General features: G+C 46.8%; 17 protein-coding genes. 16 read left to right on the forward strand and 1 reads right to left on the reverse strand.

Annotation, left to right across the window (positions count from 1 at the left end; all coding sequences use genetic code 11):
- Window positions 1-33: 33 nt before the first annotated feature.
- The 5 genes from FHS17_RS19030 to FHS17_RS19050 all read left to right on the forward strand — a co-directional run bounded on the left by FHS17_RS19030 (window position 34) and on the right by FHS17_RS19050 (window position 5,511).
- Window positions 34-2,403, forward strand: a complete 2,370-nt coding sequence (locus FHS17_RS19030) for a helix-turn-helix domain-containing protein (RefSeq protein WP_167279994.1) — start codon at window positions 34-36, stop codon at window positions 2,401-2,403.
- A gap of 19 nt (window positions 2,404-2,422) precedes the next feature.
- Window positions 2,423-4,027 carry an extracellular solute-binding protein gene (locus FHS17_RS19035; RefSeq protein ID WP_167279995.1) on the forward strand — a complete coding sequence of 535 codons (1,605 nt, stop codon included), beginning with the start codon at window positions 2,423-2,425 and terminating at the stop codon, window positions 4,025-4,027.
- Window positions 4,028-4,120: 93 nt separating this feature from the next.
- Window positions 4,121-4,516, forward strand: coding sequence for a phage holin family protein (locus FHS17_RS19040; protein WP_243865428.1), 396 nt, complete (start codon window positions 4,121-4,123; stop codon window positions 4,514-4,516).
- A 75-nt stretch (window positions 4,517-4,591) separates the two neighbouring features.
- Window positions 4,592-4,978, forward strand: coding sequence for a YhjD family protein (locus FHS17_RS19045; RefSeq protein ID WP_167279996.1), 387 nt, complete (start codon window positions 4,592-4,594; stop codon window positions 4,976-4,978).
- Between the two features lie 143 nt (window positions 4,979-5,121).
- Entirely contained in the window at window positions 5,122-5,511 is a 390-nt protein-coding gene (locus FHS17_RS19050; RefSeq protein WP_167279997.1) for a cytochrome C oxidase subunit II, read from the forward strand.
- A gap of 48 nt (window positions 5,512-5,559) precedes the next feature.
- Here the strand turns inward: FHS17_RS19050 and FHS17_RS19055 are convergent, their stop codons facing one another.
- Window positions 5,560-5,817, reverse strand: a complete 258-nt coding sequence (locus FHS17_RS19055) for a hypothetical protein (protein ID WP_167279998.1) — start codon at window positions 5,815-5,817, stop codon at window positions 5,560-5,562.
- Window positions 5,818-5,926: 109 nt separating this feature from the next.
- Between FHS17_RS19055 and FHS17_RS19060 the strand changes: the two genes are divergently transcribed.
- The 11 genes from FHS17_RS19060 (at window position 5,927) to FHS17_RS19105 (ending at window position 12,728) form a co-directional block, all read left to right on the forward strand.
- Window positions 5,927-6,217, forward strand: coding sequence for a Dabb family protein (locus tag FHS17_RS19060; RefSeq protein WP_167279999.1), 291 nt, complete (start codon window positions 5,927-5,929; stop codon window positions 6,215-6,217).
- A gap of 25 nt (window positions 6,218-6,242) precedes the next feature.
- Complete coding sequence (locus FHS17_RS30930; protein WP_279590370.1) at window positions 6,243-6,365, forward strand: hypothetical protein; 123 nt, start codon at window positions 6,243-6,245, stop codon at window positions 6,363-6,365.
- A gap of 3 nt (window positions 6,366-6,368) precedes the next feature.
- On the forward strand, window positions 6,369-6,788 hold the full coding sequence (locus FHS17_RS19065; protein ID WP_167280000.1) for a DUF86 domain-containing protein: 420 nt from the start codon (window positions 6,369-6,371) through the stop codon (window positions 6,786-6,788).
- Window positions 6,789-6,864: 76 nt separating this feature from the next.
- Window positions 6,865-7,524, forward strand: coding sequence for a helix-turn-helix transcriptional regulator (locus FHS17_RS19070; RefSeq protein ID WP_167280001.1), 660 nt, complete (start codon window positions 6,865-6,867; stop codon window positions 7,522-7,524).
- Between the two features lie 124 nt (window positions 7,525-7,648).
- Window positions 7,649-8,110, forward strand: a complete 462-nt coding sequence (locus FHS17_RS19075) for a DUF948 domain-containing protein (protein ID WP_167280002.1) — start codon at window positions 7,649-7,651, stop codon at window positions 8,108-8,110.
- 27 nt (window positions 8,111-8,137) lie between these two features.
- Entirely contained in the window at window positions 8,138-8,527 is a 390-nt protein-coding gene (locus tag FHS17_RS19080) for a YtxH domain-containing protein (protein WP_167280003.1), read from the forward strand.
- A gap of 177 nt (window positions 8,528-8,704) precedes the next feature.
- On the forward strand, window positions 8,705-9,514 hold the full coding sequence (racE, locus tag FHS17_RS19085) for a glutamate racemase (RefSeq protein WP_167280004.1): 810 nt from the start codon (window positions 8,705-8,707) through the stop codon (window positions 9,512-9,514).
- A gap of 163 nt (window positions 9,515-9,677) precedes the next feature.
- Entirely contained in the window at window positions 9,678-10,574 is an 897-nt protein-coding gene (locus FHS17_RS19090) for a M14 family metallopeptidase (RefSeq protein WP_167280005.1), read from the forward strand.
- A 71-nt stretch (window positions 10,575-10,645) separates the two neighbouring features.
- Window positions 10,646-10,879: a hypothetical protein gene (locus tag FHS17_RS19095; RefSeq protein ID WP_167280006.1), complete on the forward strand. Its 234-nt coding sequence runs from the start codon at window positions 10,646-10,648 to the stop codon at window positions 10,877-10,879.
- Between the two features lie 42 nt (window positions 10,880-10,921).
- Window positions 10,922-11,224, forward strand: a complete 303-nt coding sequence (locus FHS17_RS19100) for an iron-sulfur cluster assembly accessory protein (protein ID WP_167280007.1) — start codon at window positions 10,922-10,924, stop codon at window positions 11,222-11,224.
- Between the two features lie 91 nt (window positions 11,225-11,315).
- On the forward strand, window positions 11,316-12,728 hold the full coding sequence (locus tag FHS17_RS19105; protein ID WP_167280008.1) for a PDZ domain-containing protein: 1,413 nt from the start codon (window positions 11,316-11,318) through the stop codon (window positions 12,726-12,728).
- Window positions 12,729-12,807: the final 79 nt, after the last annotated feature.

Here is a 12,807-nt window from a genome sequence, read left to right on the forward strand (position 1 = left end):
AGGGGTCTAAAGCTAAGGCGAGGAGATTTCGGCTTGAACATTCGATCCATATGGCAGAAACGGAAGAGCATCATTGTGACATGGCTCATTTCCTATTGTGCGGTATTATTCGTACCTATTCTAATCAGCTTAATTGTATATTCACAGTCGAGTGCAGCCCTTCGCAGCGAGATTCATCGTGCGAATGATTCGCTGCTCAAACAGGTTGGCTATACGATCGACAATCAGGTTGATCAGATGAAACGGTTGACGATGGAGCTGACCTGGAATGCCAGGCTGCAAACCTTAATGTATTCGAACAGATCCGAAGCGGATGTACAGTTTGATGCCTATCAGCTCGTGAAGGAGTTTCAAACCTATCAATCCTCCTATGCATCCATAGATGAATTTTACGTGACGTGGGAGCGGGAGCATGCGGTTTTGCGCTCCGGTAACGTCCGGGATATGAAGACGGCGTTCGCAACGTTACATGAGACGGGACAAATGGATTATGACGGATGGGTGAAAGCCATTGAGGGCTCCGAGCATAATCAATTTACGGTACTGCCGCATACCGATGCACACTTGAATCAGACCGCTATTGCTTATATCACTCACTTGCCGAAGGATTTGAACGGCAGGAAGGCTGGTACGGTTGTTGTGATGACGGATCTGGCGAGATTCCAAGATGCAATAGAAAGCATCTCGGGTTATAGCGGCGGCTATGTGCTTATCTTGAATCGCAATAATGAGGTGCTGCTGTCCAATCTGCCGAAGAAGCAGGGCGAAGAGGCTGTTCTGCAAAGGGTAATGAGCGGCGGCAAGGAGATGCCAACCTCATTGAAATCGGGTGGCTCGGAAATTTTCTACCTGCAATCGTCCGTATCGGATCTCAAGTATGCGCTTGTGATTCCAAGCAGTATTTATTGGCAGAAAGCCGAATATGTACGCAAGCTTACCTTGGTAAGTATTCTGATTAGCGTGATGGGCGCAGGGGTACTCACATGGTTCTTCATGCGCCGCAACTATTCGCCTATTCAAAAGCTGGTGCAGTCGTTATCGGATAAAAATACAACGGATGAGCATACCGAATGGAATGAGCTCAGCTTCATTCAACGGGCTATCAGCAGGACGCGAAGCGAGAAGGACAATATTGTGATGCAGCTTCAAATGCACCATAATGTCCTGCGTTCGAATATGCTGAGCAGGCTGCTCAAAGGGCGGCTGGATTCCCCTATTCCATATGAAGAAGCTTTTAAGACCTATCGGATGGAGCAAATCTCAGAGGATTACGCGGTTATTTTATTTGTGATCGAGAATGATGAAAGCCTTTACGAGAAGCTGCCAGGTATCGATGATAATGACCGCAGAAGATTCATCCAGTTCATCATCAGCAACGTTGTGGAGGAACTCGCAGGACGATATAAACATGCGGGTTATGTGGCAGAAGTGGATGATATGATGGTCTGTCTCGTTAATTTATCTGCTGAAGATGAAGGTGAAGATGAGGGCGATTATAAGAACGATCTGCATGGAATCGCGACAGAGGCACAGCGCTTCTTGAAGCGTTATGATATGGACCTTACGGTTGCGATCGGCGGCAAGCACAGCTCATTACCGGGTATTGCGGCAGCCTATAATGAAGCGGTAGATGCGATGGAATATAAAATGGTACTTGGCAAAAAAGGCATCATCACGTATGACGAGATTCGTACGATGCCTTCAGAGGACGTCCAATTTGGCTATTATTACCCGCTGCAGGCCGAGCAGCAGCTGATTAATCTAATTAAGGTTGGCGACTTTGAACAAGCCTCCGCCTTCATGAATGAGATTACGGAACGTAACTTCCATCAACCGGTTATGTCGTTAACGCTGGCCAAATGTTTTATGTTTAATCTGGTTGGGACAATGGTGAAGGCTATTAATGAACTTGGTAATGGAGAGGGAAGTGTGCTGAACGATAATCCGAAATGGATGGACAGCATTCTCGCCTGTGATACCGTTCAGGAGATGCAGCAGGAGCTTCATTCTTTACTAAGGGATGTATGCGCTTTCGCTTCTACAAGGATGGAAACTAATGTGACTCATGAACGTGCGGAGTCACTGCGAGATCTGACGGCACGTGTTGCCGGATATATTGAAGAAAACTTTAGTGATTCGAATATGAACGTAAATACGATCGGAGAGTATTTTGATCTGAAGGGCAGTTATTTGTCCAAGCTGTTTAAGACGCAGACAGGGGAAGGAATGCTTGATTATCTTCATAAGTATCGGATTCAACAGGCGAAGCGCCGGATGACTGAAAATCAAGAATCCGTTAATGAGGTGTCAAAGGCTGTTGGCTATAATGATGCGGCGACATTTATCCGGGTATTCAAAAAGTATGAAGGAATTACACCAGGCAAATACAAAGAAATGAATTAGCGCCTAGGAGGCTAATAAGATGATGAAACACCACATAATGACGATCCTCCTGATCGCAGTCTTTACGATAACTAGTCTGACCGGCTGCAAGCAATCAAATAATGCGGAACTGCCCGAGCTATCTGATTCCAATCAAGATCAAACAACGGAGGAACCTACGCTGACGTATTGGGCCGAATTAAACGGCAATGCGGCCAGCGTCAAACCAAGCTTCCAAGAAGTTCCCTTCTTCCAGGAATGGCAGGAGCGGACAGGCGTTAAGCTAAAGTTTATTCAGCCTCCTTCGAATCAAGCGAAGCAGGCACTAAACATCATGCTGGCTTCGGGAGAGCTACCGGACATGATCGAATATGAATGGGCATCTTTTCCCGGCGGTCCCGAGAAGGCGATTAATGATGGTTATATTCTGAAGCTGAATGATCTAATCGACCAGTATGCTCCTAATCTGAAACGGTATTTACAGGAGCATCCGGATATCGACAAGCAGATCAAGACCGCTGACGGCAGCTATTACGTTTTCCCATTTATACAGGGCGATGTAAGGCTTAGAACTTATCAAGGTCCGATTATCCGCAAGGATTGGCTGGATGAACTGGGCTTGTCCGTTCCGGTTACGATTGATGACTGGCACAACGTGCTGAAGGCGTTTAAGGAGAAAAAAGGGGTCAAGGCGCCATTAACCTTCCTTAGTACACCAAGCCCGTTGTTTGGTATTGAGAACGGTGCTTTTGTTGGAGCATTTGGTATCAAGAAAGGCTTCTATTTAAAAGATGGACAAGTCCAATTCGGCCCAATGGAACCAAGCTATAAGCAGTTTCTATCCTTGTTCCGGGAATGGTATAAGGAAGGTCTGATCGACAGGAATATCGCAACAGTGGATACAAGAACGATCGACTCCAGTATGGTGACAGGAAGAAGCGGGGCAAGTATCTGGAATGCCGGCTCTGGTATCGGAACCTGGCTGCCCCTAATAAAGGAGAAAGACCCTAAGGCGGAGTTCGTCGCTGCGCCATATCCGGTGCTTCATGAAGGGGATCGGCCGATGTTTGGGCAGCGAGTGAATCCTTATATGAGCAGTGGAGGAGTTGCGATCTCCGCGAAGAGCAGCAATGCCGTGGAAGCTGTGCGAATGCTGGATTATGGCTATGGTGAGGAAGGCCATTTGCTGTTCAACTTCGGCATCGAAGGCGTCAGCTATACGATGGAGGACGGTAAACCGACTTACACAGACCTTATTTTGCACAATCCGGATAAGCTTGCCCCTTCTCAAGCAATTGCCATGTACAGCAGAGCCAGCTATTTTGGTCCGTTTGTACAAGATGTTGCTTATATGGAGCAATATTATATGCTGCAGGAACAGAAAGACGCGGTGGATATTTGGGCAAATACTGACGCGGACAAATATATGCTGCCGCCGGTTCAGAAGACGGAGCGGGAAAGTGCAGAGCTCTCAGCGATTATGCAGGATGTGACGACGCTTGTAGACGAGATGTCGCTTCGGATCATTATTGGTATTGATCCGCTGGATTCCTTCGATGACTATGTTACTCAGCTTAAAGCATTAAACATCAACCGTGCCATTGCGATCCAAAAGGCTGCATTGGACCGTTACAATGCACATTAGCCCTTTTCATAGAATAACAATCAAATGAACATACCACCTGTCCCTTATCTGCATAAGATAGATAGATTAAATGGCAGAAAGGGGTGGCGAGAATTGCAGTTAGTCATGGTATGCTCGGTTAGCGGCATAGTCGGCTCTATGATTACTTTTGCATTCGGTGGTTGGATGGAATCTCTCACGTTGTTAGTAGTTGCAATGGGCATTGATTATGTATCTGGTATTACCGCATCGATTAAAGAAGGAAGAGGTCTAAACAGCTTCTTTGGAGCTTGGGGTCTAGCGCGCAAGGGAATGATGCTTCTCGTCATTCTTCTAGCACATCGGATTGATATTTTGCTTGAATTGGATAATGTTACAATGGGAGCAGCAATCTATTTCTATATTGCGAATGAAATCATTTCCATAATAGAGAACTATGGTCGAATCGGCCTGCCGCTCCCAGACCGGCTCCGCAAAATCATTGAAGTGCTGAAGGATAAAGGGAAGTAAGTTTTAGGGTTGCATCGTCCAAGCTGTGTTCGTTATAATGAGAACAAATGTTCGATTTATAGGGGGCGGTTATCTTTGGCTATCCGGCATGCAGACTTGCAGGAACGGGTGAGCAATACTCCAACAGATGAAGATATGGCGCTTGTACAGCGTCATATCCTGCTTGGAATTGTGATGCTCATATTGGATCATGATATAAGGGTGATGGGGACAGGCTCCATTAAGCTTCCAAGATTGTATGAATCACTGCTTCGTGGTGTACAGGACCGGGTATTGCTTGATCAGGCTGCGCTTCGCATCAAGTTTAGAGAAGCTGGTATTAAGCCTGTTGAGGAGCGGAGGCAGAAGGATGGCCTCGACACATTCTATATGTGCAGAGGGAGCAAACATCACTGTTACCTGCCTTGGAGTTTTTTGAAGGCAGAATCTGAGCAATTAATAAAGCAATACTTCAAAGCATAAGACACAAAAAGTTCATTGATTTGTCATATTCGGGAAAAAACTTTTCCTAATTCTGCAGTTTAAGGTTGAGAACTTCGGACGATCTTATGTAATATAAGAACTAAACACTAAGACATTAAGATCGCAAAGGGGAGCACGTAGCAATGCACAAATGGATCATGTTCGTACTATTATCAGCGGCCTCTCTTCTGGGGGTATACTTGCTGACATTCGGCCTCCCAGCTAAGCCGGTAGATGAATCCGCTTCACTTCCTGAAGGTACTGTATTAGTTAAGGTTGAAGCGAACAGCGACTTTACTTATGGCGAAGAGGAATACAAAGTTAAAGTTGGCGACAAAGTTATTCTTAAGCTGCAAAATAAAAGCGGTATCCACGGGTTGAAAATCGATGAACTGAACGTTGATCTCGAAGGTGACAACCTGGAGACTAACCTCGAATTCGACAAGCCAGGTGAATATGTGATGCATTGCTCCGTTCCATGTGGTACAGGTCATATGGAGATGAAAACAAAGCTTATCGTAGAAGCGGCATAATGTAAGATGGAACAGAAAGAGGAGCCTTGCGGCTCCTCTTTCGATTTGTTAAGCTTCACGGCGATCCTGGTTTCTGCCGCGTTCGATCAGTTTGTCTGCAATGAATCCGAGCAGCGCCCAGGATGCAACCGTTAGAATATACATCAGCAGGACATTAACATCATGGATATCAACGAACAAGTCCACGACCCAAGCCGGTATGCTGAACATAAAGAACACGAAATTATGCGGGTCGTAGCCGGTTGAATTATAGACACATAGTGCAAGTCCTATGAGAGTAGCGACAAATGTAACGGGATAGCGCATAACGTACCGATCCTTTCTCAGGCTAATGTTGCCGTAATGCGACTGCTTGGGTTATTATGTGACAAAAGGATATTTGTCATTCGACAAGTTGAAGGGAGCATGACCATTAATGATTACACATATTGTATTGTTTAAACTGAAGGATAACAGTGAAGAAAGCGTCGAACGTTCGGCTCAAGTATTAAGAAATATGGAAGGCAAGATCGATGAACTGAAATCAATTGAGGTTGGACTTGATGTTATTCATTCGGCTCGCTCTTACGATATCGCTCTAATTACGAAATTTGAGTCACTCGAAGCGCTGGAAGCGTATCAAGTTCATCCGGTACATAAAGTAGTCATCGAGCATATGAACGAAGTGCGCGAAGCTTCTGTCGCGATTGACTTCGTTAGCGAATAGCGGCAAGGGGAGCGCGGACAAGTTCATGGGAGACGTATTCGAGATTATGACCTATCTAATCGTGATTCTCATCAGCAGTGTTGTGATGGTGGCATGGTTAAAGAGAAAAGGGAAAAAGAAGAAAGCAAGGCTGAAAGCGGGCGAATAAAGTATGTATTATGTAAATCGAGAGCAAATTGAAGTAAGACTTCAAGCCATTCCTGACATTGCATCAGCGCTGCAATCATTGGCATCCAATTGGCAGGGCACTTTACTTGAAGGGCTGGCTCAAGAACGGGCTTTGCATCTTGCGATTGAGACAATTACTGATGTAGGCAGTTATTTGATTGATGGGTTTATATTGAGGGACGCAAGCAGTTATGAGGATATTATCGAGATTACCGGTGAAGCTGGTGCTTTCCCTGCAGCCATACAGCCGCTGCTAATCGAGCTTGTTAAGCTTCGTAAGCCGATTGTACAAGACTATTACAGCTGGCCAAGAACGGAACTTCACGCGATGACTCGCGAGCTGCCGGATCAACTTCGTGAGTTTGGTCATTCTGTTGAACAGTATTTGGAACGCGAACTATAGCATTAATCCAATTTACGAAAAGAATGAAATACGTTACAATGGCCCTAACAAAGCCTGCGAAGGTGGTTATGGGTTGATGCTTAATTTAGAAACGGAATCCCGCAGCGTTGAAGGTACCACACGGGGCCGAATATTGTTATTGCTTAAGACAAATGGCAGATTAAGCGCAGGACAGCTGTCCAGCGAGCTTGGTTTGACTGAAATGGCTGTAAGAAGGCATATGTATGCACTGGAGCGGGAAGGAAGCATCAGTGTCATTTCTGTTAAACAAGCCATGGGCCGGCCTATTCATACTTACGAGTTGACGATGCAAGCGGATGATCGTTTTCCGAAAAACTATAATTTGCTTGCGATTGATTTACTGGAAGAGCTGTCAGAAGATCCGGAGACGGCAGGACTAATTACCCGCATGTTCGAAGGTCGTCAGAAGAAGCTGCTCGATCGATATGAGCCAAGGATGACCGGCAAAAGCCTGGAGCAGAAAGTAGCGGAGCTGGAATTGATTCAGAATGCCGGGGGCTACATGGCAAAAGCAGAAGATAAGGCGAATGGTCAATACATTCTACATGAATATAACTGCCCGATTGCACAAGTGGCAGGTAAATATGAGCAAGCGTGCAGCTGTGAGCTGTCTTTATTCGAATCCTTGCTTCAAACGAAGGTTGAACGGACGGAATGCCTCGCCAAGGGCGGAGGAAGATGCAGCTATACGATCGGAATAGAAAACGGAAGCTAATGGTTGATTGCTAACCATTAGCTTTTTTTTGTTGTGCGCTCTTGTGTCAAGACAAGCCCATGCTGCTTATAATGGCAATACGAAATGGGCATTCGCCCGCTCGGGGCTAAAGGAGGGAATGGTCATGACGGTTATGGAATGGAGCGCGCTTATCGCTGCGATAGCTTTTGTAGCTCTTGCTGTTGGTTTGCTGCTAGGCGTGTACACAGCACTCGGCAGGCTGGCAAAGCTGCAGGTGTCGATGGAAGAGACGCAGGCAGATATACGACAAGTATCAAGCAAGGTGGGAGCATTTGCAGATACCGCAGGGCAAACAGTCCAGACCGCTCATAATCAGCTGCAGCAGGCAGGCATCCTTTTCGAAGCAGTTGGTCAGATCGGGGAGACGATTGGGCATACAACCAAGGCGATCAATCGTGTATCGGGCGTCCTTTCGCAATCAGCGGTAAAGCATGCTGAAAGTGCTGCCGCAGAGCGTCAAGCTAGCACCATGCTGGAATGGATGGAGCTTGGTATGAGCTTCTGGCAGCAATGGCAGACTAACCGTAAACGTTATGACCAGCCAGGCAACGGGCAGGGCGAATAGTTCACCATATTGAAGGGAGCAATTAACATGGCAACTGGTAAACAAACAAGAGGATTTCTTTTTGGAGCTTTGGCAGGAGGTATTATTGGTTCTGTAACAGCATTATTGTTAGCACCTAAAGCGGGCAAAGAATTGCGCCAGGATATTTCGGAAGGTGCAAGAAAAGTTCAGGAGCAGACCGTTAGAGCAGCAGGTCAAGTGTCGGAGACGACTGTACGATTTGCCAAACAAATTGGCAGCCAAGCAACTGAACTTGCTGATACAGCCAAAGCAGCAGCAGAAGCGGCAGTAGAAAGTGTGAAGCAGCGCCGGATTGAAGCAGCAGACGCTATTGAAGAAGTGAAAGATGAAGTAGAAGAAGCTTTCGAAAATACAGCGGAAGTTGTGGAAGAAAAACAACTGCAAACCATTAATTAACAAGCTTACAAACGTATCGACGCCTGTTGCTGCATAATTCCTTTCACCACTTTCGATTTCCTTGAACCTTGTCCAATATTAATATAAGATGTAGGTACGTTTTTGTGCCAAATCTCATATAGTATTGAAGCTTCATGGTCATCCTTTACAACAAATGTTTAAGAAAGCGGTGTGTTTGTGCAGCAACCGATTGCGATACTAGACTCAGGCGTAGGCGGCTTAACCGTCGCCAGAGAGGTCATGCGCCAGCTGCCGCGTGAAAGGATCGTTTATTTTGGCGATACCGCCAGAGCTCCTTACGGTCCTCGGGATCCGGAGGAAGTAACTAAATTTACGCGTGAAATTGTAGATTATCTCACTCAATTCCGTCCAAAAATGATTGTTATAGCTTGTAATACCGCTACCGCTTTTGCTTTGGAAGATATCCGTGCAAGAGTTAATATTCCGGTTGTAGGCGTGATCAAGCCGGGGGCTAGAGCAGCAATTGGCCGGACTCTTACCGGCTGTATTGGTGTTATAGGTACGGAAGGTACGATTAACAGCGGTGCTTATGAGAACGCCTTGCGGGAGATCTCGCCGCATGTGCATGTGATCAGCGAGGCATGCCCGTTATTCGTTCCGCTCGTTGAGAAAGGGAACTTCAGATCCTTCGAAACGTATGAAACGATCCGACTTTCAATCGGTCATCTTCGCCAATATCCGATGGATAGCCTTATACTAGGCTGTACACATTACCCGTTCCTTGCAGATGTGATCCAGGAAGTCATTGGCCCTAGCATTAATCTGATTAGTTCCGCGGATGAAACTGCCCGTGAAGTAAGTGATATCTTACATGTTAAAGGGAACCTTGCACGCGGCGATGAGCTGCCGGTTCATCAGTTCTCCTGCAGTGGGGATCCACTCATATTCAAGTCAATTACCCAGCAATGGCTTGGGGAACAAATTGAGATGATACCAGTCGTGTGGCAGGTGCCGCAGATCGGTTGAGTCTTTCGTATAAAAGCTGTCCTGATTCGCCTAATTATGGCGAGGGGCGGCTTTTATTATTTTACATGCCTTGTGAGGCTCTCGTTTGGAATGTGCTGCCGAACCCATGAATAGCATGATAAAGATTGCAGCATATGTCCGGTAACTGAGGGAGGAAGTGGGGATGGTAGACTTATCGAGCGGGCAATATGGTTATTCGGAATTGGTCGGGGAATGTGACAGGCTGATGCGTGCTTTTCCTTTCCTTCGTGGCTATGTCATAGGACATAGTGTGCTTGGCAGACCAATTGTAGCCTTGAAATGTGGTGAAGGCTCAAGGCGTATTCATATGAACGCATCCTTCCATGCGAATGAATGGATTACGACTCCCTTACTCATGAGGTTTGTTGAAGAATGGGCGGAAGCATGCAGCCAGGATGGTCAGCTGTTCGGGGAACAGGCATGCCGGTTATATCGTGAGACGGAAGTATGGATCGTTCCGATGGTTAATCCGGATGGTGTCCAGCTCGCGCTTGAAGGGATCGAACCTGGTCATCCGTATCGGCAGCAGCTATTACAATGGAATAAAGGCTCCGAGCAGTTTGATCAATGGAAAGCGAATATACGAGGGGTTGATCTGAATGATCAGTTCCCTGCCCATTGGGAGGAGGAGCGGCTGCGCAGAGGAATGGAAGGTCCCGGCCCCCGAGATTTTCCTGGTCCATTCCCATTAAGTGAACCTGAAGCACAGGCACTTGCCCGTCTAACTCAGACTATCCCGTTCGACTCTGTTCTCGCTTTACATACTCAAGGTGAGGAGATTTATTGGAACTACCGTGAATATGAACCCGAGCAGGCAGAGGTGCTTGCGGACAGACTTGGCGAGGCGAGCGGCTACAAGCCGGTTAAGCTGACAGGCAGTGATGCAGGCTATAAAGATTGGTTCATTCAACGTTTCCGGCGGCCAGGCTTTACCGTTGAAGCGGGATTTGGTGCGAATCCGCTGCCTGTCGAGAAGTTCGAGGAAATCTATGCAAAGGTTGGGCCTTTATTGAAGGAGTTTATGGTGCTTCACCGTTAAATAGAGAAAGATGCTTCTGGGGCACACCTATGCTATAATTGTCGGCAAAAGTAATGAAGGTGGTGTGCCTCATGCGCAAATGGTTATCGCTTCGGCATTGGAGAAATACTTTTGTCCGAATATACAAGCTGTTAATCGCAAGAGATGTCGCCATAATCGACAAACTGCTTTTTCTTGTGCCGGTTATCTTGTATTGGGTGCTTCCCGATGCGCTTCCTTTTCTCCCGATTGATGATATTGCAGTGACGATGCTGCTCGCAGAATGGTTTGCCCGCAGAATGGAGAAGAAGTATAATAGACTGTAGGTAATGTTACCCATCGGCCGACCATAAAAAGGAGTGTAAATCATGAACATCAAAATCACGCGCAGTGCCGCTAAAGTATTAAAATTAGAGCTGGACAAGCCTGAACATGAAGGCAAAAAGCTTCGTGTATACGTAACACATTCACATGGTGACCATGCTCATTATGGACTAGCAATTGACGATCCTAATGAGAAGGACATTGTTGTTTCGACGGACAAAGAGATCGACGTTATCTTGGAAAAGGATAATGATTTCCTCGACGGCGTTCGCATCGACTACTTCTATACACCAGAAGAAGGCTTTGCTGTAACAAACCCTTCTAAAGGCAACAACGGCGAACACTAATAGCAGGAATAGATACGATTAGAATGGAAAGACTCAACAGAGATGTTGAGTCTTTTTTTGAATATTATTCCTTAGGAAGTTGGTGTACCCGATGCTTCGCTATGCTCGTTATTATTTTGCAGGGATTGCCTGTGTGATCTTGTATATTCTTGTTGCGGAGCTGATCTGGCTGCCTGCACCACTTCGCTTATCTTCTGGCCGTCTGTGGATGGATATGATCGACGAGCTTCTGTATGGTCTGGCGATTATTCCGCTATTATGGGGGATTGGCGCAGCGTTTGGTGTACGTAGGCTGTGGAGCTGTCGCAGCGGAAGCAGGAGATGGATGCTGTTAACCGTTAGGTGTATCCTTGTTGCTGTAAGTATCATTGGCTTTGTGTTTGTGCTGGTGAAACCGGATGATTTGATTATCGAGCTTGTGGTACTCGGAATCGGACTGCTCATCGTGTTCGTTGATCTAATCTGGAGTGATGCCATATACAGAAGGGTTGCTAATAAGGGGAGCAGACTCAGATGGCCATGGCGAAGCTTGGCCTGGTTGATTGGAACGGTACTTCTTTTCTTATTGTTTGCCTTTCCAACCTCCTATAATGTCACGTATCCCGGTCTTACGATGGCGATGAATCGGTACGCCCATGTAGATGGCGGGAAGCCTGAGGGGAGCATTAGCGGCGTTCTGGTGTTTGAACGTATTGCAGTGCCGGCCGATTGGATATATAGCAAGCTGCTGCCCATGTATACCTTCGAACGGCGGAGTAAGGATGAGCCACCTTTAACAGAGTCGTATACCGAAGTCGTTCAGATGAAGCAAGGGGCAAACGATGTAGCAGGTGCCATTGCGATGGGGAAGGCTGGCCTTGGGAAAGGAATCGAGCTGACAGGAGCCAGAGTGCTTGGTGTTGCAGAAGATGCTCCAGCAAAGTCACTTATTAAGGCTGGAGATGTCATTGTGGCGCTTAATGGGCAGCAAGTTAACAGCATCGATGAGATGACGACTTATATGATTAATCATGTCACTCCTGGTGATGAAGTGAAAGTAACATTACGCCGGGGAACAGATACATTAACGGTTGAATCGCCAACAGGTGAAGCAGAGGTGGTAGAGGACCTTCCAAAGCGTGCGGTCTTTGGCATTGGGGTAGAAAATGATTGGCATGCGGATATTCCTCGCGAGATTGAGTACCGACACTATATCGCGCATATAGGCGGCCCATCGCATGGGGCTATGCTTACGCTGGCGTTAATTGATCAATTGACTCCGGGAGGGGTTACGAATGGCGTACGAGTGGCTGGCACCGGTACAATCGAGCCGGATGGTTCCATTGGCATGGTTGGCGGCATTCCACAGAAGGCATATGCGATCAGCCGCACGGATGCCGATGTGTTCTTCGTGCCCGCGGAGGGACTTGCTGAAGCACGATCTGGTGCACCAGATCTGAACATCGTGCCGGTAACGACAATCGACGAGGTGCTTGCTTGGCTGAAGTCGCATCCGCAGAAATAGGTTGAAACCAAGCAAGACGAACAATATAATCAACCAGATTCCCTATATAAGTCATAGATTGGATTCTATCTAGCCTAAC

It is taken from the genome of Paenibacillus lupini, assembly GCF_011761355.1.
GTDB lineage: Bacteria > Bacillota > Bacilli > Paenibacillales > Paenibacillaceae > Pristimantibacillus > Pristimantibacillus lupini.

What these genes read in the sequence shown, in the direction of transcription:
- FHS17_RS19035 (WP_167279995.1), top strand. Translation starts at nt 2,423, where the DNA reads ATGATGAAACACCACATAATGACGATCCTCCTGATCGCAGTCTTTACG.
- FHS17_RS19050 (WP_167279997.1), top strand. Translation starts at nt 5,122, where the DNA reads ATGCACAAATGGATCATGTTCGTACTATTATCAGCGGCCTCTCTTCTG.
- FHS17_RS19055 (WP_167279998.1), bottom strand. Translation starts at nt 5,817, where the DNA reads ATGCGCTATCCCGTTACATTTGTCGCTACTCTCATAGGACTTGCACTA.
- FHS17_RS19060 (WP_167279999.1), top strand. Translation starts at nt 5,927, where the DNA reads ATGATTACACATATTGTATTGTTTAAACTGAAGGATAACAGTGAAGAA.
- FHS17_RS30930 (WP_279590370.1), top strand. Translation starts at nt 6,243, where the DNA reads ATGGGAGACGTATTCGAGATTATGACCTATCTAATCGTGATTCTCATC.
- FHS17_RS19065 (WP_167280000.1), top strand. Translation starts at nt 6,369, where the DNA reads ATGTATTATGTAAATCGAGAGCAAATTGAAGTAAGACTTCAAGCCATT.
- FHS17_RS19070 (WP_167280001.1), top strand. Translation starts at nt 6,865, where the DNA reads ATGCTTAATTTAGAAACGGAATCCCGCAGCGTTGAAGGTACCACACGG.
- FHS17_RS19075 (WP_167280002.1), top strand. Translation starts at nt 7,649, where the DNA reads ATGACGGTTATGGAATGGAGCGCGCTTATCGCTGCGATAGCTTTTGTA.
- FHS17_RS19080 (WP_167280003.1), top strand. Translation starts at nt 8,138, where the DNA reads ATGGCAACTGGTAAACAAACAAGAGGATTTCTTTTTGGAGCTTTGGCA.
- FHS17_RS19090 (WP_167280005.1), top strand. Translation starts at nt 9,678, where the DNA reads ATGGTAGACTTATCGAGCGGGCAATATGGTTATTCGGAATTGGTCGGG.
- FHS17_RS19095 (WP_167280006.1), top strand. Translation starts at nt 10,646, where the DNA reads ATGCGCAAATGGTTATCGCTTCGGCATTGGAGAAATACTTTTGTCCGA.
- FHS17_RS19100 (WP_167280007.1), top strand. Translation starts at nt 10,922, where the DNA reads ATGAACATCAAAATCACGCGCAGTGCCGCTAAAGTATTAAAATTAGAG.
- FHS17_RS19105 (WP_167280008.1), top strand. Translation starts at nt 11,316, where the DNA reads ATGCTTCGCTATGCTCGTTATTATTTTGCAGGGATTGCCTGTGTGATC.